A 25,014-nucleotide genomic window follows, 5' to 3' on the forward strand; every position below is an offset into this window, starting at 1 on the left:
CGGAACCGGTGCGCGGGATCCTGGCCGCGCTCTCCCTCTCAGGCACACGTGGTCAGCCGGCCGAACCCGACGCCAGGGTTCCGTCCGCGAACGCCGGACCGGCTGGGTCTGCCGAGCTGGAACCGGACCGGGCGCGGCGGCCCGGCAGTCCGGTGAGGTCCAGCACCCCGGGTCAGCGGTCCAGGTGGCCCGTGTCGTTCCAGCGCTCCAGCGCGGGCAGGCCGTAGGCCCATCCCAGCACCGACAGCGACGTCGGCTCCAGCCGGATCCGCGCGGCGAACGACACGTCCTCGCCCAGCCACCGCGCCCCCAGCGCCCGCAGGATGTGTCCGTGCGCGAAGACCAGCACATCGCGGTCGGCGGACCGCGCCCACTCGACGACCTCGTCCGCCCGGGCCGCCAGTGACGCGAGGCTCTCGCCCCCCGGGACACCGTCGCGCCAGATGAGCCAGTCCGGCCGGTCCGCCTTGATCTGCGCCGGGGTCAGACCCTCGTAGTCCCCGTAGTCCCACTCCATCAGCGCGTCCCACGGCTGGGCCCGCCCGCCGAATCCGGCGATCGCGCAGGTCTCGGCGGCACGGACGAGCGGGCTGGTCCGCACCTCGACGCCGGGCAGGCCGCCCCAGGGCTCCCGGTGCAGCCGTTCGCCGAGCAGCTTGGCGCCCTCGCGGCCGGTGTCGAGGAGGGGAATGTCGGTCCTGCCGGTGTGATTGCCCTGGACCGACCACTGTGTCTGGCCGTGCCGGGCGAGCAGGATTCGCGGTGCCATGACGGCTCTCCCTGAAAAATACGAAGATCAGAAGATCCGGGGACCCTAGGATCTGGTGGGTCCGGGACGGCGGTGTCCGGGACGGCGACGGGGCGGCGGACGCGAGCGGCCCGCTGGGACACCGGTGCGGGATCGGGCCCCGCTCCATCATCTCTCACCTGCCGCACGGGCAACCTGCGGGGCGGCGCCCGCGTCCCTCCCCACGCATGACCGGGGCCGTCCGCGTGGGACGGGCCCCGGGGGGAATCAGGACATACGACCGCCGTACGGTTGAACGCCCGCCGTCGACCGCATGAACACTGGGGAGAGCTACCGGATGCCGCACGCCACCGCCGCGACCCCTTCCTCCGGTCACCGGCCCCGCTGGTGGACGGAGCTTCCGCTGATCGCGGTGGTGTACGGGCTGTATTCGACGGGCCGGCTGCTGGTCCACGAGAACGTACCGGCGGCCGTGGAGAACGGGCTCGCGATCCTCCGCCTGGAGAAGGCGCTGCACCTCAACGCCGAGCACCCCCTCAACCGGCTCCTGACCGGCAACCCCGCACTCGGGATACCCGCCGACTTCGCGTACGCATCCCTGCACTACCTGGTCACCCCCGCCATCCTGATCTGGATCTTCCGGCGCCGTACGGCCGTCTACCGGGCGGCCCGGACCTGGCTGATGACCTCCACCCTCCTCGGGCTGGTCGGCTTCACGCTGATGCCGACCTGTCCGCCCCGGCTGCTCGACGCCCACCACGGCTTCGTCGACACGATGGCGCAGTACAGCGCGTACGGGTGGTGGGGCGCGGGCGCGAGCGCCCCGCGCGGGCTCAGCGGGATGACCAACCAGTACGCGGCGATGCCCAGCCTGCACGTCGGCTGGGCGGTGTGGTGCGGCGTCCTGCTGTGGCGTCACGGCCGCCACCCGGTCGTCCGGGCCGCGGGGATCGCCTATCCGCTGATCACCGTGTTCGTGGTGATGGGCACGGCGAACCACTATTTCCTCGACGCCGTGGCCGGTGCCGCCGTGATGGCCGTCGGCGCGCTGCTGACCAGGCCGTATCTGCGGCTCGCGGACCGCGTCAAGGACCGGGTGAGGGCGGTGTTCGCACCGGTGCCCGCGTCCGTCACCCCCACGGGCTCCACGATTGTCAGTGACGGATGCAAGACTTCCGCGGGTGAGCGAATACCCGGCCGGCGGACCGCCTCCGCAGATTCCAGCGACGCGCGCCCCCGTTCCGCGGTCGAAGCCGGCGACGACACTCCGGCAGCGGCTCGCTGAGCTGCGTGGTCCGGCCGTCGCGCCGCATCCGCTCGACGCACGCGCGCTGGCAGCACTCGCCGCCAACCCGGGATGCAAGCGGCGCGCCCTGCTCGACGGCGCGGGCGTCGACAAGGCGGAGCTGGCCACGGCGCTCGGCTCCCCCACGGCGTTCGGCCAGTCGCAGTTCGCGTTCGTCCGGGGCAACGCCTTCGAGGCGAAGGTCAAGGCCGACGGCGGCACGGAGCTGCTGCGCCTCCTCGTCGAGCGGCTCGGCGGCGGTGCCGAAGCGCCGGCCTCGGCCGTGGTGCCCGATCTGACGGCCGCCGGCCCCGAGGGCCGCGCCGCGCGGACGGCGCTGGCGCTGCGCGAGGCCACGGCGGCGGGCGGCTGGGCGCTGCTCGACCATCCGATGCTGGCCCTGGAAGTCGCGGGCTCGCCCGCCTACCTGGAGCCGGACGCCGTGGTGGTGCACCCCGACGGCACGTGGACGGTCGTCGAGATCAAGTCCTTCCCCATGATCGACAGCTCGGCGGACGCGGCGAAGGTCGGCGCGGCGGCCCGTCAGTCCGCGGTCTACGTCCTGGCGCTGGAGCGGATCGCCGCCATGACGGAAGGCGCCCGGGTCGCGCACCGGATCCTGCTGGTCTGCCCGAAGGACTTCTCCAACCTGCCGACCGCCTCGGTCGTGGACGTGCGCAAACAGCGTGCCGTCACCAGCCGCCAGCTGACGAGGCTGACCCGTGTCGAGGACATCGCGGCCGCCCTGCCCGAGGGGACGACCTTCGACCCGGGCTGCTCCCCCGAGGAGCTGGGCACCGCGGTCGAGGCGGTCCCCGCGGCGTACGCCCCCGAGTGCCTGGCCGCGTGCGAGCTGGCCTTCCACTGCCGGGCCAAGGCCCGCGCCGAGGGCGCGGTGGAGTCGCTGGGCCGGAGTGTGCGGGGCGAGCTCGGCGGCCTGACGACGGTCGCCGGGGTGCTGGCCGCGGCGGCCGGCAAGGAGGGAGACCCGGCCGACCCGACGGTGGCGGCCCTGCGCCGGGCCGCCGCGCTGCGGGCCGAGGCGCTGGCCGGTGCGGACGGCGGCGTTCCATGTCGCTGATCAGCACGCTCGCCCGGCTGGAGGCCGTCGACAGCGGCCGTGCCCAGCCGCTGGCCACCGTCCGCCACCGCCATCTGACCGACCGGCCGCTCGTGCTGGTGCCGCTGACGACCGCCGGTGAGGCAGGCGCTCCGCTCGGCGCGCTCGTGGGCACGGACCGCGCGGAACCCCGGCTGCTGGTGGTGGCCCAGCCGCGCGACCGGGATCTGCGGTTCGCGTTCCTCGCCGAGCTGGCCGAGGCGGTGCTGCCGCACATCGAGTCGTACGCCGACGACGTCGAGCCCGCCGAGCGCAACGAAGTGGATCCCGGGACCGGCAAGAAGGTCAAGGTCGAGGTGGAGCTCTGCGCCGACGCGGCGCAGCTGATCGTGCCCAGCAGGGCGGGCCTGGACTTCGTACGGCTGCTCGGGCGGTCCATGCGGTTCCGCCGGACGGCCGAGGACGACCCGGACACGCCCTATCCGGCGCCCGCCCGTGTGCCGCTGCTCGGCCGCTGGCTGACGCATTACGGGGAGCGGGCCAGGGTGCCGGGCTCCTCGCTGCTGCTGGCCACGACTGATCTGCTGAACCGGCACTGGGCGACGGGGCAGAGCAGCCTGGAGGACCAGCACCTCGGTGCCCTGCTCGCCTGGGTCGACCCGCCGGCCGGTGAGTCCGGTGCGGAGGCGGCGCTGCGGGCGGAGGGGGAGCGGGACCGTGCCGGTCAGCTGGTCTGCCCGCCCGCCGGACCGGCGACGGATCCGGCGTTCGACAACAGGCTGCTGGCGCCCGCGATCGAGCGGTACGACCGGGCGCGCCACGCGCTGGCCGCCGCGGAGGACGGGGTCGACGCCGACACCCGGCTCGGTGAGCTGAGCGGTGCGGAGCGGGAGATCAGGTCGCTGCTGGCGGGGGTGCTGCTGCCCACCTGGGACGCCGTGTGGCGGGGGCTCGACCTGCTGCGGGAGCTGCCGGAGGGGGCCAGGGCACAGGACCGCTGGACGCGGGACCGCTGGTCGTTCACCGCGCACCGGGACCGGGTCCGGGCGGGCGAGCCCCCCGCAGCCGCGCCGGGACGACGCGGTCACGGCCGCGCAGAAGCTGGCCTCGCGGGAGACGGCCCAGGCGCAGCTGGACGCCCAGGAGGCGCTCGACGACCCGCTGGTGCTGGCGGGCCGCAGGCTGGCCGGTGAGGCGTTCGTCGGGGAGGTGACGGAGGTCGAGATGGCGTACAGCGAGTCCAAGCGGCCCTCGCCGCGTCCGCTGGTCACGGTGCGGACCGAGGAGCGCCCGCATCTCGGGGAGCGCACCAAGGTGTACCGCTCGCTGGACGGCAAGCCTCAGACGGCGGAGTTCGTGGGGTACGCCGCCGAGGATCCCGACGCCGGCACGGTCGGCCTCGTCCTGCGCGTCACGGACCGGATGGGCCGGTCCAAGGAGCCCGCGCCGGGTTCGGTGCCCGAGCCCGGCGACCGGATCGCCTGGACCCTGTTCGAACACGACCAGCGGGGCGGTCCGAAGCTGCCCGATCCGGAGGAGACCCCGTGGACCCACGGCGGTCCGCCGGGCGCCGACGGCTCCACCGGCCATGCCGAGCAGCCCGATCCCGTGACCGCGGAGGACCTCCTGTGACAGCCGTTACCGACCCGGGGGCCGCGGCGGCCCGGGCGACCGACGCGATCCTGGACGACACCCTGCGCGGCACGGCGCGCGGCATCGTCGTGGACTCTCCGCCGGGCGCGGGGAAGTCGACGCTGGTGGTGCGTGCGGCGCTGGAGCTGGCCGCCGCGGGCCGCCCGCTGATGGTGGTCGCGCAGACCAACGCCCAGGTGGACGATCTCGTGGTGCGGCTGGCGGAGAAGGCTCCCGAGCTGCCGGTGGGCCGGCTGCACAGCAGCGACTCCGATCCGTACGACAAGGTCCTGGACGGCCTGGACAACGTACGGAAGTCGGCGAAGGCGGCGGACCTGGCGGGCCTGGACATCGTCATCTCCACGGCCGCGAAGTGGGCGCACGTGAAGAACGTGGAGCCGTGGGGGCACGCGATCGTCGACGAGGCGTACCAGATGCGGTCGGACGCGCTCCTGGCGGTGGCCGGACTGTTCGAGCGGGCGCTGTTCGTCGGGGATCCGGGCCAGCTCGACCCGTTCTCGATCGTGGGCGCCGACCAGTGGGCGGGCCTGTCGTACGACCCGTCGGCGAGCGCCGTCTCGACCCTGCTCGCGCACAATCCCGATCTGCCGCAGCACCGGCTGCCGGTGTCGTGGCGGCTGCCCGCGTCGGCCGCGCCGCTGGTGTCGGACGCGTTCTACCCGTACACACCGTTCCGCAGCGGCACGGACCACGGTGACCGGCGGCTGTCGTTCGGGGTGCCATCGGACGGGTCGGGCGCCGACCGGGTGCTGGACGAGGCGGCGGAGTCCGGCTGGGGGCTGCTGGAGCTTCCGGCCCGGCACACCCCGCGCACGGACCCGGAGGCGGTCAGGGCGGTGGCGCTGGTGGTGCGCAGGCTGCTGGACAGGGGCGGCGTCGCGACGAGCGAGCGTGGCCCGGATCCGGTCCCGGTGACGGCGGACCGGGTCGCGGTCGGCACGGCCCACCGCGACCAGGCCGCCGCGGTGCGGGCGGCGCTCGCGGAGCTGGGTGTGACGGGTGTGGCGGTGGACACGGCGAACCGGCTCCAGGGCCGCGAGTTCGACGTGACCGTGGTCCTGCACCCGCTGTCGGGCCGCCCGGACGCCACGGCCTTCCACCTGGAGACGGGCCGCCTGTGCGTCCTGGCCTCGCGGCACCGGCACGCGTGCGTGGTGGTGTGCCGTGCCGGGGTGGCGGACCTGCTGGACGAGCACCCGTCGACGGAGCCGGTGCAGCTGGGCGTGACGGTGAAGTTCCCGGACGGCTGGGAGGCGAACCACGCGGTGCTGGCGCACCTCGCCGAGCACCGCGTGCATGGGGCGCCCTGACCCTGGGCAGCGCTCTTGCGCCCGGCTGGACAATGGAAGGTGGCCGTCCGGCCGTACGAGGAAGGAACACCACATGGCACAACCCGAGCGGAACGAGCGGCAGAGGCTGCGTCCGGCGCCGCTGCTCTTCGAGCCGTCGGAGGCGGCGGCGGACCCCGAGCACTTCTTCGACCTGGAGTCGATGGAGGACCCGAGGGAGCTGCTGGCCCGCGCGACGGAACTGACGCTCGCCTTCCGGGCGGCGACCGACCGGGCCGTGGAGTTCCAGGCCGTGGCCGCCGCCCAGCTCGCGGATCCGCGACGGTTCGACCGGCTCACGGCCACGGACATAGCCGAGCGCGCGGAGTGGACCGAGGACTACGCCAAGAAGATGATCGAGTTCGGCCGGTCCCTGCTCGACGCCCCCACGCCCTGACTTCGGGGTCCTTGCCGGCCCCGGACACCGCACGACCGTCCGTCACTGCGGGTACACCCCTGGCATATGCCGTCGGGCAAGATACTCCGCCGGGGTCCGTCCTGTCCGGCTTTCGGCAACTCTGGGGAACAGGAGCGTCACGGCCGGTAGACATGTCGTCATGAGCGCATGGCTGAATGACGAAACGACCCTGCGGACCGCACCCGCCCCGCGCCCCGGTGTCGACATCTTCGCCCTGCTGCGGGACCGCGTGGACCGCCGGGCCGACGACAGGGCTGCCCAGGTCACGGCGTCCGGTGCCGCGTGGCTCGCGGGCGCCTCGGCCTACCCGCGCAGCACGCTCTCGCAGTGGGAGGCCCACCCCTGCTCCCCCGGCGTGCTGCCGTGCGGCTCCTCGTTCGACGTCGTGAGCGTCCCCGCGCTGTTCGGCAGGCGCATGCTGGAGCGGCTCTGGGCGGAGGGGCCGGGATCGGGTCCGGTCGCTACGCACCGGGGCCGGATGCTGCTGTTCGCCTCGCCCGGCACGGCCCAGCGGCTGCCGTCCCTGCTGGCCTGGGAGGAGTGGGGCACGGGCTCCGCCGACGCTCCCCCGCGCCCCCAGGGCGCGCTGCCGCCGGTGCTCTGTCACGGCACGGGGGACGCGGTCACCGTTCCGCCCCTGACCGGCGGCGCGGGCACCGGCGGGCCCCGCTGGGTGGTCGCCCCCGACACCCGCAACCCCTGGCTCCCGGGCCCTGACGTACTGCTGTGGGCCTGTGTGAGGGTGGGCAGGTCGGCGGCCCCGTCGACCACCGGGAATTCGATTTTTCCTCCCGCCGATCCGGGTGCTAATGTCTACGACGTCAGCAGGCGCCGTTAGCTCAGTTGGTTAGAGCAGCTGACTCTTAATCAGCGGGTCCGGGGTTCGAGTCCCTGACGGCGCACCGACAGTGGAAGCCCCCTCGTGGAAGCGAGGGGGCTTCTTCGTGTTCCGGCGCGTGTTCAGGTCCCGGTGGCGATCCGGACGGTCCAGGCGCCGGACCGGGTGCGGTCGGCGACGTCGATGCGGACGCGCTCGCCGGGCACGGTGTAGCGCTCGCCCTCCCGGAGCGGGGCGTCCGCGAGTGGCGGGTAGACCGACCGGTCCCAGCAGGCGTCGGAGTCGGGGTGAGTGTCCAGCACCTCCACCGGGCCGCCGCCGGACGGTGTGGCGTTGCGGATGCGGTAGACGAGCACGCCCTCCGTACAGGTCGTTCGGTCGTTGCCCGTGGCGCTGCGGGCCTCGATGGCCAGCGCGCTGTCCGCGCCGGTCCTGACGACCGCGAGCCGGGTCCCGAGGGACGCGCCGCGCACGGGCACCTCGGCCATCGGTTCCAGGGTGAGGTCGGCGGCGCCCTGCACACACACGATCTCCTCCCCGTCGAGCCAGCCGAGCTTCCACTTGTGCCAGCCGAACAGGTCCGGGGAGAGTCCGAACTGGCTGCCCATGACGTCCCAGTCGCCGACGTAGGTGTCCCAGTCGCCCTTCCCGTCCTCCGGGCGGTGGTAGAGGTCCGCCAGGTCGAAGACGTGTCCGGTCTCGTGCGCGAGGACGTTCCGGTCCGGCGGGTGTTCCTCGAAGACGGTGACGACACGCCTGATGTCCGTGCCGTCGGCGCGCACCGGGCGGTCGAAGTTGACGACCTTGGTGGCGTCGGAGTCGACTCCGGGGGCGTCCGGGTCGGCGACGAGGTAGACGATGTCGTAGGCGGAGAAGTCGGTCTCCTCGTCGGCGGCCTCGATGGCGTCGCGCAGATAGGCGCTGCGGCGATCGGAGCCCCAGTCGCGCTGTATGCCGTACCAGGTGGAGGGGTGCGGCATGGAGGTCCACCGCCGCTGCGGGTGGGCGTGCAGGGTGAATTTCCCGTACGAGGCGCGCTGGAAGAAGCGTGTGGTGGAGGGGAAGTAGTCGGCGGCGAGCACCTCGGGGGGCACGACGGGTTCGGAGTCGGGGAACGAGAGGAAGACCATGACCGCGTCGAGGCTGCGGTCGGGGCGGGGGTAGGCGCCGTTCCAGGTGTCGAGGCCGAGGGAGTGGTGCGCGCCGGTCCTGGGCAGGGCGCACGGTCCCGCGTCGCGCGAGGCCGCCACGGCCGGCCCGGCGACGAGTCCGGTGGCGGCGAGCGCCAGGAGGGACGTGAGAGCAGCCGCCGCGCTGCGCAGCCTCGGCCTCTCCGAACCCCCGGGTCTGCGCTGACGCGGCACGTCTACCTCCGGGTGGCGAATGCGGGACTTCCCCCTCACCCTGTGCCGAGTCGGCGGAGTACGCCCTGTTGTGCTGCCCCACACGGGTCAGCCGGAGGCCCCGGTGATCAGTACAGCCACACGATCACCCTTACGGACAGTCACATTTGTTCACTCCGAAAGCCGAACCGTCCAGATCAGCACAAAAATGATCATCTACGGCCATCACGCATGCGGGTGCCTCGCGCGGGACAGGCGTCAGGCAGGCGCGCGGCAGGCGTGGGCCATGCGCGTGCCCCCGGTCCGAAACGGCGGGCGCGTTGGAACGGCCGGTGCGCCACCCTCTATGCTTCACCTCGTTTTCCTGCGTGGTTCCCGCCTCCGGCGCGGCGCTCCACTCCACGCAGCTGCCCGGCCACACCTGTTCACGACAATCGGCATCAGCGGGAGCGAGCGGTGAGCGGAACCTCCGAAGGGCCGGCGCCCTCGGCGGGCACGGCCCCCGGCGCCGGGCCATCAGAGGTCACACAGGGTGATCATCCGAGGCCGGGCCTCTCCGAGCTGCGCGACTACCGCGCGGCGTTCGCCGCGTCCGCTCTCCCGATGGCCGTCGTCGACCACCACGGACTGATCGTCAGGTCCAACGACGCGCTGGGCGGGCTGCTCGGCGCCGCTCCCTCGTCCCTGACCGGGCAGACCGCGGCCGATCTCCTCGGTCTCACCTCGGACAGTCCCACCTGGCGGGCCTACACCGAGGTCCTGCGCGGCGCCCGACCCCGGCTCCGGTGCACCCGGCGGATCGAGCACGCCGACGGCCGGCCCCTGTGGGCCGAGGTCACCGTCGTGCCGATGGGCGACCGGGCCGGCGGCACGGGCCGGGTGCTGCTGTCGGTCGCCGACGTCAGTGACCGGCGCGAGATGCGGGAGCGGCTGCGCCATCTGCGGATACACGACCCGGTGACCCGGCTGCCCAACCGCACCCTGTTCTTCGAGCGGCTCGCGAGCGCGCTGGAGACCCCACCGCACCAGGACGGGCCGTCGTCACCCCCGCACGGCCGGATCGGCCTCTGCTACCTGGACATCGACGGCTTCAAGGCGGTCAACGACACCCTGGGGCACCGCACCGGCGACCGCCTCCTCGCCGCCGTCGCCGGGCGGCTCACCGACTGCGCGGAGGCCGACGGCCACCGCGCCGGCGGTCATCTGGTGGCGCGTCTGGGCGGTGACGAGTTCGCGATCCTGGTCGAGGACTCGTCGGGTACGCCGCAGCTCACCGAACTCGCCCGCGCGGTGCTCCTGGCCCTCCAGCGGCCGTTCGAGGTCTCCGGGCACCTGCTTTCGGTCTCCGCGTCGATCGGGGTGGTGGAGCGGTCGTCGGCCGGCACGTCGGCCACCGCCCTGATGCAGGCCGCGGACACCACGCTGTACTGGGCGAAGGCCGACGGCCGGGCCCGCTGGACCCTCTTCGACCCCGAGCGCAACGCCCACCGGATGACCCGGCAGGCGCTCTCCTCCACGCTCCGCCCCGCCGTCGAGCGCGGCGAGTTCACCCTGGAGTACCAGCCGCTGGTCGGCATGGCGGACGAGGTCGTACGGGGTGTGGAGGCCCTGGTCCGCTGGAACCACCCGAGATTCGGCCTGCTCGCGCCGAGCCGGTTCGTCCCCATCGCCGAGGAGGACGGCACGATCGTCCAGCTCGGCCGGTGGGTGCTGCGCACGGCCTGCCGTCAGGCCCGCCGCTGGCAGCTGGGACACCCCGACGAGCCGCCGCTGTTCATCAGCGTCAACGTCGCCGTGCGGCAGGTGTGGGACTCCGACCTGGTGGCCGACGTCGCGGAGATCCTCGCCGAGACGGGCCTCGACCCCGGGCTGCTGCAGCTGGAGCTGACCGAGTCCGCGGTGATGGGCTCGTCGGGCAGGCCCCTGCGGGTGCTCCAGGCGCTCAGCGACATGGGTGTCCGCATCGCCATCGACGACTTCGGCACGGGCTACTCCAACCTCGCCTACCTCAGCCGGCTGCCCGTGTCCGTGCTGAAGCTGGACGGCTCCTTCGTACGCGGTTTCCGTTACGAGGACGGGGCGCACCCCAGCCCGGCCGACGAGACGATCGTCGAGGCCATGGTGCAGCTGGCCCACCGCCTGGGCCTGACGGTCACCGCGGAGTGCGTGGAGACCTCGGGCCAGGCGGAGCGGCTGCGCCGGATCGGCTGCGACACCGGGCAGGGGTGGCTGTACTCCCGTGCGGTGGCCCCGGAGCGGATCGCCGAGCTGATCGGTACGAGGCCACCGGAGAGCTGACCGGGTCAGCCGAGGGCGGACAGCCCGTAGGCGTCGGCGATGAGTTCGTACGAGCGCAGCCGCGCCTCGCCGCCGTGGGCGTTGGCCGTGATCATCAGCTCGTCGGCGCCGGTGCGCTTGGCCAGGTCGTCCAGGCCGCTGCGGACCTCGTCCGCCGTGCCGTGGACGATGTCCTTCAGCCAGCCGTCGACGAACTCGCGCTCCATGGGGCTGAAGTCGTACGCCTCGGCCTCTTCGGGACTCGGCACGAGGCCCGGGCGCCCGGTGCGCAGCCGGACCATGGACAGGGCACCGGTGAGCACCTGGCGCCTGGCCTCGCGCTCGTCGTCGGCGGCCAGGGCCGCGACCCCGATGAGGGCGTAGGGGGCGTCGAGCACCGCGGAGGGCGTGAAGGACTCCCGGTACAGCTCCAGGGCCGGCACGGTGTTCCGGGACGAGAAGTGGTGGGCGAAGGCGAAGGGCAGGCCGAGCACACCGGCCAGCCGGGCGCTGAAGCCGGAGGAGCCCAGCAGCCAGACGGGCGGGCGGCCGGGCGACTGGACGCCGCCGGGCGAGGTCGCCTGCACGGGCCCGGGGACGGCGTGGATACGGGCGTAGGGATGCCCGTCCGGGAAGTCGTCGTCCAGGAACCGGGTCAGCTCGGCGAGCTGCTGCGGGAAGTCGTCCGCCCCCTCGTTCAGCCGGTCCGTGCGCCGCAGGGCGGCGGCGGTGGCACCGTCCGTGCCGGGGGCGCGGCCGAGGCCGAGGTCGACACGGCCCGGGGCCATCGCCTCCAGGGTGCCGAACTGCTCGGCGATCACCAGAGGCGCGTGGTTGGGCAGCATCACCCCGCCGGAGCCGAGCCTGATGCGCTCGGTGTGGGCGGCCAGGTGCGCGAGGATCACGGCGGGGGACGAGGAGGCCACCCCGGGCATGGAGTGATGCTCGGCGACCCAGTAGCGGTGGAAGCCCCGGCTCTCGGCGAGCTTGGCGATGTCCACGCCGGTGCGCAGGGCCTGGGTCGCTGTGCGGCCCTGGCCCACGGTCACCAGGTCGAGCACGGAGAGGGGCACGGAGGCCGTGCCCCTCGCTGTGCCGCGAATCCCGTCGCCCCGGTTCTCGTCGCCTCGGTTCTCGTCCACGTGTTTCGGCCTCTCCGGTGCTGCGTCTGTGTACCGGAGGGTGCCAACAGGAGGATGGCTCCGCTTATTCCCGTCGTTCCCCCGGCCCCGGGTCTGGACCGCCTACTCCCGGACCTCGATGCCCCGGGGCTCCGTCGCGCCCGGCGGGGGCTCGCGGGTGGCGAACAGGGAACCGAGGGTGGGCGCCCAGATCCGGCGCTCGGCCAGCCGGAGGCCTTCCCACACCGCCACCTGGTTGGCGGTGAGGACCGGCTTGCCGAGGAGTTCCTCCAGTTCGGGGACGTACGCGGCGGTGTGCAGGGCGTTGTCGGGAAGCAGGACCACCTCGGCGTCCGGGTGGTCGCCGGCCACGGCCAGCTCCTTCACGATCTCCACGTCCGCGTCGGCCGCCGCGGACGCCGTCACGATGCCGCCGCCCCGCGTCGAGGTCACCTCGACACCCCCGGACCCCAGGAAGCCCGCGAAGAGCGCGGCGATGTCCTCGGAGTAGGTCGCGGCGACCGCGACCCGGGTGGCGCCCAGCTCGCGTACCGCCTGGACGAAGGCGATGGACGTGCTGGACGCGGGGAGCCCGGCGGCCCTGGCCAGGTCTGCGGCCTGCTCATGGGCGCCCGCCCAGCCGTAGGCGAAGCTGCCGCCCGAACAGGCCCAGACCAGCGACTCGGCGCCGGCCATCCGCAGCTCCTCGACGCCTGCGCCCAGGCGCTCGGCCGAGCCGGCCGTCCGCAGGTTGTCGACCCTGCGGACGTCCTCGTCGATGTCGGTGTGGAAGAGCGGCACTCTGATGTCGCTGTCGAGCATGACCTCGATCCGCGGGAAGTCGTCCTCCGCGGCGTGGCCCGGGTAGAGAAGTCCTACGGTCGTCATGTCCACCCTTCCCGTGCGTCCGGATGTCCTGCCGGCACTCGTAACCACCGCTGCCCCTGCCTGGCACAAGTATTCCCCTTTTCGCCCCATACCGCCGCCCGCAACGGGGGTGACCAGCGGTTTCTCCCCGGATGCCGAGGCCCTGTTGACGGGCGTGCCCCCCCGGTGCGAGCGTGGTCGTTCCGATGACCGATCCCGTGATCCTCGTGCTGGACACCGACCCGTCACCGCGCCTGGGCCGGCTGACCGGCCGGGCCGTCGTCCGGTACGCCGACGAGCGGACGCTGGCCGCCCGGCTGCCCGAGGCGGACGTGCTGCTCGTCTGGGACTTCACCTCCGACGCCGTCCGCGAGGCATGGCCGGGCGAGGGGCCACGACCCCGCTGGGTGCACACCGCGAGCGCCGGGGTGGACCGGCTGCTCTGCCCGGAGCTGGCCGCCTCCCCCACCGTCGTCACCAACGCCCGTGGCGTGTTCGAGCTGCCCGTCGCCGAGTACGTCGCGGGACTGGTGCTCGCCTTCGCGAAGGACCTGCCCCGCACCCTGGAGCTCCAGCGGCAGGGCCACTGGCACCACCGGGAGACCAGGCGGCTGGCCGGCAGCCGGGCCGTGGTCGTCGGCGCGGGCCCCGTCGGCCGGGAGATCATGCGGCTGCTGCACGGCCTCGGCGTCCAGGTGGCGCTCGTCGGCCGTACGGCCCGGCGCACGATCCACGGCGTCGAGGATCTGGGCCGGCTGGCGGCGGGTGCGGACTGGGTGATCTGCGCGGCCCCGCTGACCGACGAGACGCGCGGAATGTTCGACGCCCGCTTCTTCGGACTGCTCCAGCCGTCCGCCCACTTCGTCAACGTGGGGCGCGGCCCGCTGACCGTCGAGGAGGATCTGGCCGACGCGCTGCGGAAGCGGTGGATCGCGGGCGCGGCGCTCGACGTGTTCCACGAGGAGCCGCTGGGTCCGTCGAGCCCGCTGTGGGAGGTGCCGGGACTGCTGGTCTCCCCGCACATGAGCGGCGACACGGCCGGCTGGCGGGACCGGCTGGGCGAGCAGTTCGTCTCGATGTACGAGGGATGGGTGGCCGGTGAGCCGCTCTCCAACGAGGTGGACGTACAGCGGGGTTACGTACCTTCTCCGGACATCCCCGCCTGACATCCGCGGTGACGCGCACTCATGAACCCGCGCGGGGCGGGGAATACGCCCCGCGCATCCGTCGTCGCGCTCCGCCCATGACGAGACACGGGAAGGTCACCCTCCGGCCACTGTTCGATTACATGGCAGCGCTTCCTGCATAGACGTCCGGGAGCGGGAAGGTGCTCACCCTGTCCGGACTGTTCGACACCCCGATTTCTCCAGGAGATTGCGAACCATGGCTGACTTCCCTCACCTGTCCCGTCGGGGCTTCCTCAATCGATCGGCGGCCGTGGGAGGTCTGATCGTCGTTCCCGGCCTGCTCTCCGCGTGCAGCAAGACGGACGCCGGCGCCACGGACGGTGAGGGCGCGCTCGACAAGCTCCGCAAGCAGGGCTTCGTCAGGGTCGCGTACGCCAACGAGGCCCCGTACGGCTACATGGAGGGCAAGCAGCTCAAGGGCGAGGCCCCCACGCTGCACCGGGAGATATTCAAGGCGCTCGGCGTGGACGAGCTGAAGCCCACCCTCTCGGAGTGGGACGGCCTCATCCCCGGTCTCCAGGCGGGCAAGTACGACGTCGTCAGCGCGGGCATGGCCATCACCGCCGAGCGCTGCGCCAACGCCTTGTTCTCCGAACCGGAGTTCATCTCCCCCACCGCCCTGATGGTGAAGAAGGGCAACCCGAAGAAGCTCACCGACCTCGCCTCCGCGAAGGCCGCCGGGGTCACCGTCGGCGTGATGTCCGGTGCGGTCGAGGGCTCGTACGCCGAGGGCGCGGGCATCGCCGAGGGGAAGATCAAGACCCTGCAGAAGCCGCAGGACGGCGCGGACGCCGTCAAGGGCGGGCGGATCGACGCCTTCCTGCTCACCGGGATCTCGCTGCGCTGGCTCGCGAAGACCAACCCGGACACCGAGGTCACCGAGGCCTTCGTCCCCGAGCTGGACGGCGCGAAGCAGTACTCGCCGGGCGGCGCGGTGTTCCGCAAGGGCAACGAGGATCTGCGGGACTCCTTCAACCGGGAGCTCAAGAAGATCGTCTCGGACAAGTCCCGCTATGTGGAGCTTCTCCAGGAGTACGGCTTCGGCGCCACGGAGATTCCGCCGGCCACGCTCAAGACGGCCGACCTGTGCAAGGGCTGACGAGGACGGACCCCACCGCATGAGTGACTTCCTCTCCATACTCGGCGAAGAGTTCCCCCAGGTCAGGTCGGGCCTGTGGGTGACGCTCGAGGCGACCGTCCTGGGCTCCCTGCTCGCCCTGCTGCTGTCGTTCGCCCTCGGCCTCGCCGCGGGCAGCAAGCTGCTGCTGGTGCGGGGGGTCTCCCGGACCGTCGTGGAGTTCTTCCGCGGCACCTCGCTCTACATCCAGCTGTTCTGGCTCTACTACGCGATGCCGCCCCTCACGGGTTACGAACTCACCCCGCTGGTCTGCGGCGTCGTCGCGTTCGGCCTGAACTACGGGGCGTACGGCTCCGAGATCGTGCGCGGCGCGATCAACTCCGTGCCGCGCGCGCAGTACGAGGCGGCCGTGGCGCTGAACATGACGCCCTTCCACCGCATGCGGAAGGTGATCATGCCGCAGGCCTGGGTGCAGATGATCCCGTCCTTCACCAACCTGCTGATCCAGCTGCTGAAGTGCACGCCCCTGCTGTGGCTGCTCTCCGCGGCCGACCTGATGACCGCGATCGAACACGTCCGCAGCCGGAGCGGTGAGAGCCTCCTCACCTATCTGCTGCTGCTGGCCGTCTACTTCGTCCTGGCCTACGCGCTGACGCTGCTGATGAACATGCTGGAGCGCACCGCCAAGCGGCGGCTGGGACTGCACACCGGTGCGGGCAGCCTGCTCAAGACACGCACGGCGGAAGCCGCCGCCACAGCGGGAGGTGCCCGGTGAACCAGTCGTTCCGGTGGGAGGCCGTCGGGGACGCCTTTCCCCTGCTGCTCGAAGGATTCCGGGTCACGCTGCTCGCGACCGTGCTCGGCACGCTGGTGGCGGCGGTGCTGGGGCTTGCCGTCGCCGTGGCCGGGCGGGCGCCGTCCCGCTTCGTGACCGTGCCGGTGAAGGCGGTGACCGAGTTCGTCCGCTCCACCCCGCTGCTGGTGCAGCTGGTGGGCGCGGCAGCCGTCTTCAGCTCCGTGGAGCCGCTGACCATCGGCATCATCGTGCTGGGCATCCACTACGCCGCGTACACCTCGGAGGTCTACCGGGCCGGGATCGACGGTGTGCCCAAGGGCCAGTGGGAGGCCTGCCGGGCGCTCTCCATGTCGCCGCGGCGGACCTGGCAGGCCGTGATCCTGCCGCAGGCGGTGCGCAACGTGCTGCCCGCGCTCGGCAACTACGCGATCTCGATGTTCAAGGAGACCCCCTTCCTCGCCGTGATCACGGTGCAGGAAATGGTCTTCGAAGCCCGGAAGTACGGAGCCGACCACTTCGTGTACACCGAGGTGTTCACGCTCGCCGGACTGGTCTTCCTGGTCGCGAGCTACCCCACCTCACTGCTCATGAGAAAGCTGGAGAAGCGCCTTGGCCACTGAATCCGCACCTCTCGAAAAGGAACCCGGGCCCGCGGACGCGGCTCCGGACGCCCGGCTGACAGGAGTCGAGCCGCTGGTCCGATTCGACAAGGTCGTCAAGCGGTACGGCGACCATGTGGTCCTGGACGAGCTGGACTTCACCGTGCGGCGCGGTGAGCACGTCACGCTGATCGGGCCGAGCGGCTCGGGAAAGACGACCATCCTGCGGCTCCTGATGACGCTGGAGAAGGTCAGTGACGGCGTGATCTGGGTGGACGGCTCGCCGCTCTCGCACATGCGGACGCCGTCCGGGGCGCTGAAGCCCGCCGGTGAGAAGCAGCTGCGGGAGTCCCGGAAGAAGATCGGGATGGTCTTCCAGCAGTTCAATCTCTTCCCGAACATGAAGGTGCTCCAGAACATCACCGAGGCGCCCGTCAACGTCCTCGGCATGGACAAGGACGAGGCGGAGGCCCGTGCCAGGGAACTGCTCGACCTGGTCGGGCTCTCCGGCAAGGTCGACGCCCATCCCTCCCAGCTCTCGGGCGGCCAGCAGCAGCGCGTCGCCATCGCCAGGGCGCTGGCGATGCGGCCGGAGATCCTGCTGCTCGACGAGGTGACCTCGGCTCTGGACCCGGAGCTGGTGGCGGGCGTCCTGGAGCTCCTCGGCGACATCGCGAGGAACACCGACATCACCATGCTCTGTGTGACCCACGAGATGAACTTCGCCCGGGACGTGTCCGAAAAGGTCCTGATGTTCGACGCGGGACGGGTCGTGGAATCCGGTACGCCGGAAAAGATATTCACCGACCCCGAACACGAACGCACGCGCGAATTTCTCAACGCGGTGCTGTGACCTCGCCTTTGGCATGTCGACCGTGACCGTGGCATATGCCGAGCGGGTGCGCCCCAGCTGACCCGGCGGGGGCGCACCATCAACTCCTCGACAGCTCCTCCCCTGCGGCCTGTTGACGACTATCGTGGGTCATGAGCTTGCGGTCACAACCTGGTAGCTGCCCTGGAGGGGGAACCGTGGCGTTGAAGCCCGAGCCGAAGGCACCGTTCCATTCGGTGCAGTACGCCCTGCGGGTGCTCGAATCCGTGTCCACCCACGGCAGCGGGGTGACCGAGGCGCGGCTCTCCCGCGAGACCGGACTTCCGGCGGGGCATCTCGCGCCGCTCCTGCTGACCCTGCGCCGCGAGGGTTACGTCGAGCAGGTCGCCGACGGCGCCTACATCATCGGGTCCTCGCTCCTGGAGCTCGGTTCCGGCTCCTCCCGCAGGCGGGCCCTGGAGGCCAAGCTCCAGCAGACGCTCGTGCAGCTGCGCGACTCGGTCGGCGCGGCCGTCTATGTCAGCCGCTACGTCGACGGGGAGATCCGCGTCACGCAGGTGGCCGACGGGCCCCGCACCCCCGCCGTCAACGAGTGGGTCGACTTCCGCTCGGCGGCGCACGCCAGCGCGATCGGCAAGTGCCTGCTGACGCAGCTCGACCAGAACGGCCGGCGCGACCACCTGGCCCGGCACAGGACCGCGCGGCTGACGTCGCGGACGATCACGAACGAGAAGGTGCTCTTCTCCAAGCTGGACAGCCAGCCGGCGACGGTCCCGGTGCTCGACCTCCAGGAGTACGCCGTGGGCACGGTGTGCGCGGCCGTTCCGCTGACGGCGGGCTCCTCGGCCGGGTGCCTGGCGCTCTCCCTGCCGATCGAGCACGCGCACCGGCTGCGGGCCGCGGCCGCCACGCTGAACCGGCGCGCGGCGCCGGTTCTCCTGTCGCTGGCCCTGTGAGCCGGGATCCGCGCAGACCGCTCCCCTGTGGCACACACCACGCCCGGGCGGTGGCCGGAGGTCTCGCCCGGTATACACGCAGGGGTGCGGGCCCGCAGGTCAGGGGCGGGTCCGCACGGATCGGCGGCTGTCGTCGGGGTGCGGCGGGCATGTGTCATCAGCACCCCTGAGGACCAGGTATTATTTTCGAGTCAGCAGGCGCCGTTAGCTCAGTTGGTTAGAGCAGCTGACTCTTAATCAGCGGGTCCGGGGTTCGAGTCCCTGACGGCGCACAGACACCACAGTGGGCGGTCTCCTTCCGGGGAGACCGCCCACTGTGTTTTCGTGCCGCGCGGGATCAGAACTTCACGTCGGAGCACGCGTAGAACGCGTTGCCGGTGTCGGCGACGTTCCAGACGGCCAGGATGATGTGCTTCCCGGACTTCTGGGTGGGCATCGAGCCCTGGTGGGTCAGCGTCGCCGGCGGCTGCTGGTTGCCGTACGGCACCGTCATGAAGGGCTGCGATTCCAGTGCCGCCCTGGTCAGCGGCTTGGTGGAGTCCCAGCCGTTCTTGGTGATGTAGTAGCGGAAGTCGCTGGTGGAGTGCCGGGCGGTGAACTGCCAGCGGAAGCTGTAGCCCTGCCCCGAGGTGACCTGGGTGGCGGGCCAGTTGCCGCCTCTCGGGTCGTCGAGCTGAGCGAAACCGCCGTTTCCGCCGGAGCAGATCTTGCCGTCCGCCGGTCCTGCCGCCGGGAAGCCCTTGGGGCCCTCGACGCTCTGCGGTTCCCACTGGATGTTGCCGCAGCCGGTGACGGTGCCGTTGGCACAGAGCTTCTGCCGGCTGATGGGGGAATCCGTGTAGCCGTGACTGCTGGCGCTGCTGGTCGCGAACATGGAGACGCCCGCTATCGCCAGGCCGATGACGGCCGCGCTTGCCCTTTTCCGCATGCTGTGTCGCTCCTCGAGAACGTGGGGGATGTTCTGGGGATGATCCGAACTGTGCTGCGCGCCTCGCTGTGCGGTCTAGACCAAGTCCAGATTATTGACGCGGCATGAACATGTCCAGACCAATGTGGATCGGGTTTCAGCGCTCCCTCCGGTGCAAGCGGAGGCGGTCAGGCCCTGTCCCCGCCGCTGCGGCCGGTGTAGAAGGCCACCGTCAGATCCCTGACCAGGGCCTTGTGTTCGTAGGCGTCGAGCTCGACGATGCCGCGCGCGGTCAGCCGGCCGACGGTGTCGTCCACCGCGTCGACGACGGAGGTCAGCACCTCGTCCCGGTGCTTCGCGTCGATGGCGGCCACCCGGCACCGCTGCATCGCCGCCGCGACCTCGGGGGCGTACTCGATCTCGGTGGGCTGCGCGGAGTAGACCTCGATGCCCACGGGCACGCAGTCCGCCTTCACCATGCGGGTCAGCGCGTCGCCCACCGCCTCCGCGTCGCGCAGGGTGCGGGTCTCCTCCTGGAAGGCGTCGGCGGGCAGCTGAGAGAGGACCCTGGCCAGCGCCGCCTCCACCTGGTCGCGCAGATACCGCTCGTGGTCCGCCACTCCGAGCGTGGCCCGCGCGGTGTCCCTCACCCGCCATACGACGAGGACCACGGCCCGCAGCGCGGTACCGCTCGCGTCCACGGCGGACAGCGGCTCGCTGCGCCAGTGCCGCAGGCGTACGTCGACCCGGCGGCGCCGCAGGATCGGGGAGATCCAGAGAAGACCGGTGCGCCGGACGCTGCCCCGGTAGTCGCCGAAGAGCGTCAGCACCGAGGCGTGTCCGGACCGGCCCCGGCCCAGACCGCAGAGCGCGAACAGCACCACCGCCGCCACGAGGGCCAGCAGCGCCCAGGTCCCGGCGCCGATGCCGTCGTACGGGCGCTCCCCGAGCCCGAGCCGCCCCGTCACCGCGGTGGGCAGCGCGCCCTGCCACCGGAGCAGGGCCAGTCCGCCGGCCACCCCGGCCGTCGCGGTGAACAGCGCGGCCCAGCCCGGCAGCACGGGCCCGGGCCGCTCGGTGAGCCGGGGGTCGGCGAGGGGCGCGGGCCGGGTGGGCACCTGCGACCGGCGGGACCGCGGCAGGGGCGCGCGCCGCGCGGTGCCGGTCCCCGCGCCGTCGGGTCTGCCGCCGTCCTGGTCGTCGTCGCGGAAGAGCAGGTGTACGGGGATGGAGGCGGTGGTCTCGGTGGTGATGACGGGCTGCCGGCGCCCGGCCCCCCACCAGGCGACGGGGTCCGCGGCACCGACCGTGAGCGTCACCGGGGCGCTCTCCTCGCCGCCGGGCGACCGGAACCGGCCGGGCCGGGGCTTCTGGAGGTCCGGCGGCCCTTCCCCCTGGCCGGCACCCTGGCCCACCGGGGCGGACGCCGCCTCCGCATCCGTCCCCGTACCGGCCTCCACACCGACGACCTCTTCCGGCACGGACGGCAGAAGACCTGTCTCCGGCTCCGCTTCCATATCCAGCCCCAGCCCCAGGTCCAGGTCCAGGTCAGCCGGAACGCCCGGGCCGTCCGCCGGTGCCGCACGGCCCACCACGGCGACGGCGTCCAGGGCCGGCCCCAGATCGGGCGGGATGTCGTCCTCCACCGCCGCCCGTACGTCCACCACAGGAGCCGGGGCCTCGTCCGCCCCGCCCCCGGCCGGCTCCGCCGACGGCTCCGGAACCGCCACCGCCGGCACCTCGGCAGGCACCTCTCCCTGCGCGTCCCCCACGCCGGGACCGGGCACGATCACCCGCGTGTCCCGCTCACCCAGCTCGTCCCACTCGCCGCGTACGTTCTCCGTTGACCGCATTCCCGCCTCCGTCATGTCCGTTCCGTCACTTCACCCGTCACGCGAAGAGCCGCCGCCATGTCTCCGGCCCCGGATATCCGTCGGCCGCGCTCCCGCTCCAGCCCTGCGCACGCTGGAACGCCTGCACATTGCGGCGGTCCGCCTCCGTCCAGCGCGGGCCGGGGCCGGTCACGTAGTGGGTGCCGAACCCCTTCTTCACCAGCCGGTCGCCGAGCCGTTCGACATGGCCGCTGGACTGCCCCGGCCGGAAGAAGCTCTTCCCGGGGTACTCCACGGCCCCGCCCGGCCCGGCGGCGGGGATCCTCTGCCCGGTGCCCTTGACCAGCAGGCTCCAGGTCCCCGGCCCGGGGATGCCGTCCGCTTCCTTGCCCTTCCACCCCTGCGCCAGCTGGAACGCCTGGGTCGCCCGCCTGTCCGCGTCGCTCCAGCGCGGCCCCGCGCCCTGCGTGTAGAAGCGCGCGCCGCCCTGCGCGATGAGCAGCTGCCCGAGCCGGGTCACCTGCGCGTTGTCGGAACCGGGACCGAACTTCCCGGCCCCGGGGAAGGCGGTGGCCGAGCCGCTGCCGCTCGCACCGCCGGTGATGCCCTTGTAGCGGTAGGCCACGTACTTGGAGGAGTTGCTCCAGTACGCCATCGGCGTCGTCGCCGCCCGCGCGTTCGGGCGGGTCTGCTCGTACGCGAGGTAGTGACTGCGCGTCTGGTCGGTCCAGCCTCCGAAGACCGTGACGTGGGACCCCACCGCGGGGTCGGCCAGGTTGTGGAAGAGGAGGATGTCGCCGGGCTCCAGGTCGGCCCGGGCGATCTTCGTCCCGAAGGCGGCGAGGCTGCCGGTCCACTCGTTGCTGCCGAGGTTCCACGCCATCGACACGAAGCCGGAGCAGTCCTGCCGGTAGCCGTCCGACCAGTACGCCGCCATGTCGTACGGGACCTTCGCCGTCACCCATTTCTTGGCGCGGTCGATGATCTCGGTCCGGGTCGTCGTGCGCGGCGCGGTGTCCGGAGCGGAGGGCGGCCCGGAGGATCCGCCGCTGTTCAGTGGACCCACCGTGCCCTGGGGCGTGACCGGCTGGGGATCGGCCACCGTGCCGCCGCGGGCGTCCCGTCCGGCAGCGGTGGCGGCGGCCTGACCCGCCCCGCAGGACAGGACCACCCCCGCGGCGGTGACCAGCACCAGCGCCCGCCGCGCGCCGTACGCGGCCGGGTGGCCGCCATGGCGCACGGGCAGCGCGGCGGCCGTACGGCGACGTCGCGCGCAGCCCGGGCAGCCACAGTCGGCGGCGGGTTCGTACTCCTCGAAGACCGGCACAGTCATGCGACTCCTTTTCCCCTCGGCAGACGTCCAGATCTTCCGTATCTCGACTTTCCCGGCATAGCTCATGGTGACGGATTAAAGAGACAAAACGACCATCCGACAGGCCGTGCCGGAGAGGAATTGGTCAGGAGCACTCCAGGACATCGGGTAAAGTTCTCCAGGTCAGCAGGCGCCGTTAGCTCAGTTGGTTAGAGCAGCTGACTCTTAATCAGCGGGTCCGGGGTTCGAGTCCCTGACGGCGCACGCAACAGCGAGGCCCCCTCACCGAGTGTGAGGGGGCCTCGTTCTGTGAGGGCCAGGACGCGTGCCGTGTGGCCGGCGCCGTAGTGGTTCCCTGAGCGTCATGGGAGACGACTCACTGCCCGCTGAGCCGGAGCACGACGGCCGTGTACAGGCTCACGGACACCGTCAGAAGCAGAAACGCCAGAACCGTGTGGCCGAAGAGACCGCGCCCTGGGGCGAGGCCCAGATGAACCCGGGCCGCCCGGCTCACCCGAGGCCCCGGGACACCCCGCGCGGAGTTCGCGTCCGCCCTCTCCACCGCTCGGCGCAGCTTCCTGCGGCTTCTCACGGTCGTGATTCCCAGACGCACGCCCTGGCTGTCGCGCACCAGCAGGGTGCGGTACGTGCTGCCGTACGAAAAGGTCGTCAACAGCCGGACCGTGGTGATGCTGTTCAGGTCGACGGCACGCTCGCCGGTGAGCGTACGGGCGATCAGATGCGACGACGAGTGCCGGAAGGGTGCCTGCTCCTCGCAGAGCGCGGGGAGCAGCACGAAGCCGGCGATCACCGCCATCAGGCCGAGCACGAGCGGTGTCCCCTCCGGGACCGCTCCCGTCCGAGCCAGTCCGTAGCCGCCGAACGGCAGCAGAAGGCCCGTCACCACCAGCCCCGAACCGAGGCGCGCACGGACCCTGCTGCGGGCCGCGGTGTCCCCCACCCCGCACCCCCCGTTCCTGTCGGCGGGCACCATCATGGGTGCGCGGCGGGCCCTGTCGCACTGCCGGCCTCCGGCAGCCTTCGGCGGCCGGAGGCCACCGGGTCCCGGCAGCTCCCGCCCGGATCAGGACATCCTGCCGAAAAACACTCCGGGTGCGGGACGTCGTCGGCCTACAGTGTCGTGTCGGTACGCAGGACCCGACCTCCCGCGTCGCGCCCGGGTCACTCCCGCGGTCCGGGCGCCGCGGTAGAGGACCGGCCCGGCCGGCGGCTCCGAGGGGGAACGGGCGCCGACCGGGCCAGGTCGCCTTTCAGGCGCGGCTCTCCGAGCCGTCCTCCTCCATGCTCTTCTCCGCCGTCAGATACGCGGAGACGACGACGTTCGCCGTGTACGCGCGGGACTTGTGGTCGTACGTACCGCCGCAGGTGATCAGCCGGAGCTCCGCCCGCCCGTCCTCGCGCGGCCCGTACGCCTTCTGCGCGTCGAAGCGTTCGCGGGTGAAGACCTGGACGTCGTCGATGGTGAATTCGGCGATCTTCCCGTCGGACCGGCTCACCCGGACCTTCTCGCCCGGTCTCGCGGCGCTCAGCCCGTAGAAGACGGCCGGTTTCGTCTCGGTGTCGACATGGCCGACGAAGAGCGCGGCGCCCTCCGTGCCGGGCTCGGTGCCCTCGGCGTACCAGCCGACGGCACCCGGCGTCTCGAACGGCGGGGGCGTGATCGCCCCTTCGTCGTCCAGGCCGCGGCTCACGAGATCCGCGTCGATACCGAGGGCGGGGATCTCGACCCGCTCCGGCGTGGCACCCTCCAGCGGATCGTGCGCCGGGGGCATCGGGACGCCCAGGGGGCGGCCGACCGCCGCGACGTCACCGGTCGTCGGGGCGGAGTTCCCCGCGGTGGCCGCGCGGCCCCACAGCCAGAGTCCCAGCAGGAGAACGGCCCACGCGACACCGGTCAGCAGCCGTCCGGTCCCGGCGGGACGGTCCGGGGCCGGCATGTCAGTGCTGCGCCGGGCGGCGGCGGCGCGCGCTGCGGAACGCGACGGCGACGGCCGCGACGGCGCCCAGTCCGAGACCGATCACCGCGTGCCGGGTGCCGGGGCCCTCGTCGGCGGCCTCCTCGGCGAGCGCCGCGGTGCCTCCGCCGCCGGCCCGCACGGGGGCGACGGGCGAGGGACGGCCGTGGTGGACGACGGTGACCGTGCCGGTGGCCTTGCCGTGACCGTCCTTGCAGGTCACCCAGACCTCGTAGTCGTCGGGCGCGGCGTCGGAGCGGATCCGGGCATCGGCGACGAGCTCTTTGCCGTCGCCCCGCTCGAAGCGCGCTTCGGAGGCGAAGGCTTCGGAGTTGCCCCGGGCCGACCTGCCCTTGCCGCAGGCGTCGGTCCGGAGCTCCACCTCCCCGCCGGGTGAGACTCGGGACGGGCTGACCGAGACCGTCCCGGAACGCCTCTCGTCCCTGGAGTCGTCGGACTTGGATTCGGCCAGCGCGGCGGACGCGGGAAGGGCTATCGTCCCGGCCACGATCGCGGCACAGAACGTGAGGGGCAGTGAACGCATCGTAAACCTCCTGAGTGAAGGTTCACGCTCCGGGCGGCACCCCGCATCCGCTGTAGC

Annotated in this window: 22 protein-coding genes, 3 tRNA genes and 1 pseudogene; 16 read left to right on the top strand and 10 right to left on the bottom strand. The window is 72.3% G+C overall.

The features are described 5' to 3' along the window. Window positions 1-172: 172 nt before the first annotated feature. A complete protein-coding gene (locus tag ACZ32T_RS05265) occupies window positions 173-769 on the bottom strand; it encodes a histidine phosphatase family protein (protein WP_467262985.1) in 597 nt (198 codons plus the stop codon). 316 nt (window positions 770-1,085) lie between these two features. Here ACZ32T_RS05265 and ACZ32T_RS05270 point away from each other — a divergent pair, with 316 nt between their 5' ends. From ACZ32T_RS05270 to ACZ32T_RS05300, 7 genes and pseudogenes are all read left to right on the top strand, one after another. Then, complete coding sequence (locus tag ACZ32T_RS05270) at window positions 1,086-2,033, top strand: phosphatase PAP2 family protein (protein WP_467263402.1); 948 nt, start codon at window positions 1,086-1,088, stop codon at window positions 2,031-2,033. Then, on the top strand, window positions 1,930-3,114 hold the full coding sequence (locus tag ACZ32T_RS05275) for a hypothetical protein (protein ID WP_467262987.1): 1,185 nt from the start codon (window positions 1,930-1,932) through the stop codon (window positions 3,112-3,114). Before ACZ32T_RS05270 ends, ACZ32T_RS05275 begins: the two co-directional genes overlap by 104 nt. Then, window positions 3,105-4,725: pseudogene (locus ACZ32T_RS05280) on the top strand (hypothetical protein). Before ACZ32T_RS05275 ends, ACZ32T_RS05280 begins: the two are co-directional and overlap by 10 nt. Then, window positions 4,722-6,056, top strand: coding sequence for an AAA domain-containing protein (locus ACZ32T_RS05285; RefSeq protein ID WP_467365432.1), 1,335 nt, complete (start codon window positions 4,722-4,724; stop codon window positions 6,054-6,056). The pseudogene ACZ32T_RS05280 and the gene ACZ32T_RS05285 overlap by 4 nt, the downstream one beginning before the upstream one ends. 73 nt (window positions 6,057-6,129) lie before the next feature. Next, window positions 6,130-6,471, top strand: a complete 342-nt coding sequence (locus ACZ32T_RS05290) for a hypothetical protein (RefSeq protein WP_467262995.1) — start codon at window positions 6,130-6,132, stop codon at window positions 6,469-6,471. A gap of 160 nt (window positions 6,472-6,631) precedes the next feature. Beyond that, entirely contained in the window at window positions 6,632-7,330 is a 699-nt protein-coding gene (locus tag ACZ32T_RS05295) for a hypothetical protein (protein ID WP_467365434.1), read from the top strand. After that, a tRNA-Lys gene (locus ACZ32T_RS05300) sits at window positions 7,321-7,394 on the top strand. The genes ACZ32T_RS05295 and ACZ32T_RS05300 overlap by 10 nt, the downstream gene beginning before the upstream one ends. Before the next feature lie 58 nt (window positions 7,395-7,452). On the opposite strand, the gene ACZ32T_RS05305 is transcribed toward ACZ32T_RS05300, so the two are convergent. Continuing rightward, window positions 7,453-8,694: a M6 family metalloprotease domain-containing protein gene (locus tag ACZ32T_RS05305; RefSeq protein ID WP_467262999.1), complete on the bottom strand. Its 1,242-nt coding sequence runs from the start codon at window positions 8,692-8,694 to the stop codon at window positions 7,453-7,455. 435 nt (window positions 8,695-9,129) lie between these two features. On the opposite strand from ACZ32T_RS05305, the gene ACZ32T_RS05310 reads away from it, so the two are divergent. Further along, a complete protein-coding gene (locus ACZ32T_RS05310; RefSeq protein WP_467263001.1) occupies window positions 9,130-10,971 on the top strand; it encodes a putative bifunctional diguanylate cyclase/phosphodiesterase in 1,842 nt (613 codons plus the stop codon). Between the two features lie 5 nt (window positions 10,972-10,976). On the opposite strand, the gene ACZ32T_RS05315 is transcribed toward ACZ32T_RS05310, so the two are convergent. Both ACZ32T_RS05315 and ACZ32T_RS05320 read right to left on the bottom strand, forming a co-directional pair. Further along, window positions 10,977-12,092 (bottom strand): LLM class flavin-dependent oxidoreductase, encoded by a 1,116-nt coding sequence (locus ACZ32T_RS05315; RefSeq protein ID WP_467263003.1) that lies wholly within the window; start codon window positions 12,090-12,092, stop codon window positions 10,977-10,979. Window positions 12,093-12,194: 102 nt separating this feature from the next. Further along, the gene (locus tag ACZ32T_RS05320) at window positions 12,195-12,959 is read right to left on the bottom strand and encodes a maleate cis-trans isomerase family protein (protein ID WP_467263005.1); all 765 of its coding nucleotides are present in this window, start codon (window positions 12,957-12,959) and stop codon (window positions 12,195-12,197) included. A gap of 185 nt (window positions 12,960-13,144) precedes the next feature. On the opposite strand from ACZ32T_RS05320, the gene ACZ32T_RS05325 reads away from it, so the two are divergent. The 7 genes from ACZ32T_RS05325 to ACZ32T_RS05355 all read left to right on the top strand — a co-directional run bounded on the left by ACZ32T_RS05325 (window position 13,145) and on the right by ACZ32T_RS05355 (window position 18,658). After that, entirely contained in the window at window positions 13,145-14,104 is a 960-nt protein-coding gene (locus ACZ32T_RS05325) for a D-2-hydroxyacid dehydrogenase (RefSeq protein WP_467263008.1), read from the top strand. 217 nt (window positions 14,105-14,321) lie between these two features. Beyond that, window positions 14,322-15,224 (top strand): ectoine/hydroxyectoine ABC transporter substrate-binding protein EhuB, encoded by a 903-nt coding sequence (ehuB, locus tag ACZ32T_RS05330; RefSeq protein ID WP_467263010.1) that lies wholly within the window; start codon window positions 14,322-14,324, stop codon window positions 15,222-15,224. 19 nt (window positions 15,225-15,243) lie between these two features. Then, complete coding sequence (gene ehuC, locus ACZ32T_RS05335; protein ID WP_356708410.1) at window positions 15,244-15,978, top strand: ectoine/hydroxyectoine ABC transporter permease subunit EhuC; 735 nt, start codon at window positions 15,244-15,246, stop codon at window positions 15,976-15,978. After that, entirely contained in the window at window positions 15,975-16,619 is a 645-nt protein-coding gene (gene ehuD, locus ACZ32T_RS05340; RefSeq protein ID WP_467263013.1) for an ectoine/hydroxyectoine ABC transporter permease subunit EhuD, read from the top strand. Before ehuC ends, ehuD begins: the two co-directional genes overlap by 4 nt. After that, a complete protein-coding gene (ehuA, locus tag ACZ32T_RS05345) occupies window positions 16,609-17,451 on the top strand; it encodes an ectoine/hydroxyectoine ABC transporter ATP-binding protein EhuA (RefSeq protein ID WP_467365436.1) in 843 nt (280 codons plus the stop codon). Before ehuD ends, ehuA begins: the two co-directional genes overlap by 11 nt. 176 nt (window positions 17,452-17,627) lie before the next feature. After that, on the top strand, window positions 17,628-18,386 hold the full coding sequence (locus ACZ32T_RS05350) for an IclR family transcriptional regulator (RefSeq protein ID WP_467263019.1): 759 nt from the start codon (window positions 17,628-17,630) through the stop codon (window positions 18,384-18,386). A gap of 198 nt (window positions 18,387-18,584) precedes the next feature. After that, window positions 18,585-18,658: transfer RNA gene (locus tag ACZ32T_RS05355), tRNA-Lys, on the top strand. 65 nt (window positions 18,659-18,723) lie between these two features. On the opposite strand, the gene ACZ32T_RS05360 is transcribed toward ACZ32T_RS05355, so the two are convergent. The 3 genes from ACZ32T_RS05360 to ACZ32T_RS05370 form a co-directional block, all read right to left on the bottom strand. After that, entirely contained in the window at window positions 18,724-19,314 is a 591-nt protein-coding gene (locus ACZ32T_RS05360) for a lytic polysaccharide monooxygenase auxiliary activity family 9 protein (RefSeq protein ID WP_467263021.1), read from the bottom strand. A gap of 167 nt (window positions 19,315-19,481) precedes the next feature. Next, entirely contained in the window at window positions 19,482-21,146 is a 1,665-nt protein-coding gene (locus ACZ32T_RS05365) for an SPFH domain-containing protein (RefSeq protein WP_467263024.1), read from the bottom strand. Between the two features lie 37 nt (window positions 21,147-21,183). Further along, window positions 21,184-22,458 (bottom strand): peptidoglycan-binding protein, encoded by a 1,275-nt coding sequence (locus ACZ32T_RS05370; RefSeq protein ID WP_467365438.1) that lies wholly within the window; start codon window positions 22,456-22,458, stop codon window positions 21,184-21,186. 169 nt (window positions 22,459-22,627) lie between these two features. On the opposite strand from ACZ32T_RS05370, the gene ACZ32T_RS05375 reads away from it, so the two are divergent. Continuing rightward, window positions 22,628-22,701 (top strand) — tRNA-Lys (locus ACZ32T_RS05375). Window positions 22,702-22,813: 112 nt separating this feature from the next. Here the strand turns inward: ACZ32T_RS05375 and ACZ32T_RS05380 are convergent. The 3 genes from ACZ32T_RS05380 to ACZ32T_RS05390 all read right to left on the bottom strand — a co-directional run bounded on the left by ACZ32T_RS05380 (window position 22,814) and on the right by ACZ32T_RS05390 (window position 24,957). Then, the gene (locus ACZ32T_RS05380; RefSeq protein ID WP_467263028.1) at window positions 22,814-23,398 is read right to left on the bottom strand and encodes a hypothetical protein; all 585 of its coding nucleotides are present in this window, start codon (window positions 23,396-23,398) and stop codon (window positions 22,814-22,816) included. A 310-nt stretch (window positions 23,399-23,708) separates the two neighbouring features. Continuing rightward, window positions 23,709-24,395 (bottom strand): class F sortase, encoded by a 687-nt coding sequence (locus tag ACZ32T_RS05385; RefSeq protein WP_467263030.1) that lies wholly within the window; start codon window positions 24,393-24,395, stop codon window positions 23,709-23,711. Window position 24,396: 1 nt separating this feature from the next. Then, window positions 24,397-24,957 (bottom strand): hypothetical protein, encoded by a 561-nt coding sequence (locus ACZ32T_RS05390; protein WP_467263032.1) that lies wholly within the window; start codon window positions 24,955-24,957, stop codon window positions 24,397-24,399. Window positions 24,958-25,014: the final 57 nt, after the last annotated feature.

The organism is Streptomyces sp. NPDC023573, from assembly GCF_055559735.1.

Coding starts and splice junctions, on each gene's coding strand:
- ACZ32T_RS05265 (WP_467262985.1), bottom strand. CDS start 769: ATGGCACCGCGAATCCTGCTCGCCCGGCACGGCCAGACACAGTGGTCG.
- ACZ32T_RS05270 (WP_467263402.1), top strand. CDS start 1,086: ATGCCGCACGCCACCGCCGCGACCCCTTCCTCCGGTCACCGGCCCCGC.
- ACZ32T_RS05290 (WP_467262995.1), top strand. CDS start 6,130: ATGGCACAACCCGAGCGGAACGAGCGGCAGAGGCTGCGTCCGGCGCCG.
- ACZ32T_RS05295 (WP_467365434.1), top strand. CDS start 6,632: ATGAGCGCATGGCTGAATGACGAAACGACCCTGCGGACCGCACCCGCC.
- ACZ32T_RS05320 (WP_467263005.1), bottom strand. CDS start 12,959: ATGACGACCGTAGGACTTCTCTACCCGGGCCACGCCGCGGAGGACGAC.
- ACZ32T_RS05325 (WP_467263008.1), top strand. CDS start 13,145: ATGACCGATCCCGTGATCCTCGTGCTGGACACCGACCCGTCACCGCGC.
- ehuB (WP_467263010.1), top strand. CDS start 14,322: ATGGCTGACTTCCCTCACCTGTCCCGTCGGGGCTTCCTCAATCGATCG.
- ehuC (WP_356708410.1), top strand. CDS start 15,244: ATGAGTGACTTCCTCTCCATACTCGGCGAAGAGTTCCCCCAGGTCAGG.
- ACZ32T_RS05360 (WP_467263021.1), bottom strand. CDS start 19,314: ATGCGGAAAAGGGCAAGCGCGGCCGTCATCGGCCTGGCGATAGCGGGC.
- ACZ32T_RS05365 (WP_467263024.1), bottom strand. CDS start 21,146: ATGCGGTCAACGGAGAACGTACGCGGCGAGTGGGACGAGCTGGGTGAG.
- ACZ32T_RS05370 (WP_467365438.1), bottom strand. CDS start 22,458: ATGACTGTGCCGGTCTTCGAGGAGTACGAACCCGCCGCCGACTGTGGC.
- ACZ32T_RS05385 (WP_467263030.1), bottom strand. CDS start 24,395: ATGCCGGCCCCGGACCGTCCCGCCGGGACCGGACGGCTGCTGACCGGT.
- ACZ32T_RS05390 (WP_467263032.1), bottom strand. CDS start 24,957: ATGCGTTCACTGCCCCTCACGTTCTGTGCCGCGATCGTGGCCGGGACG.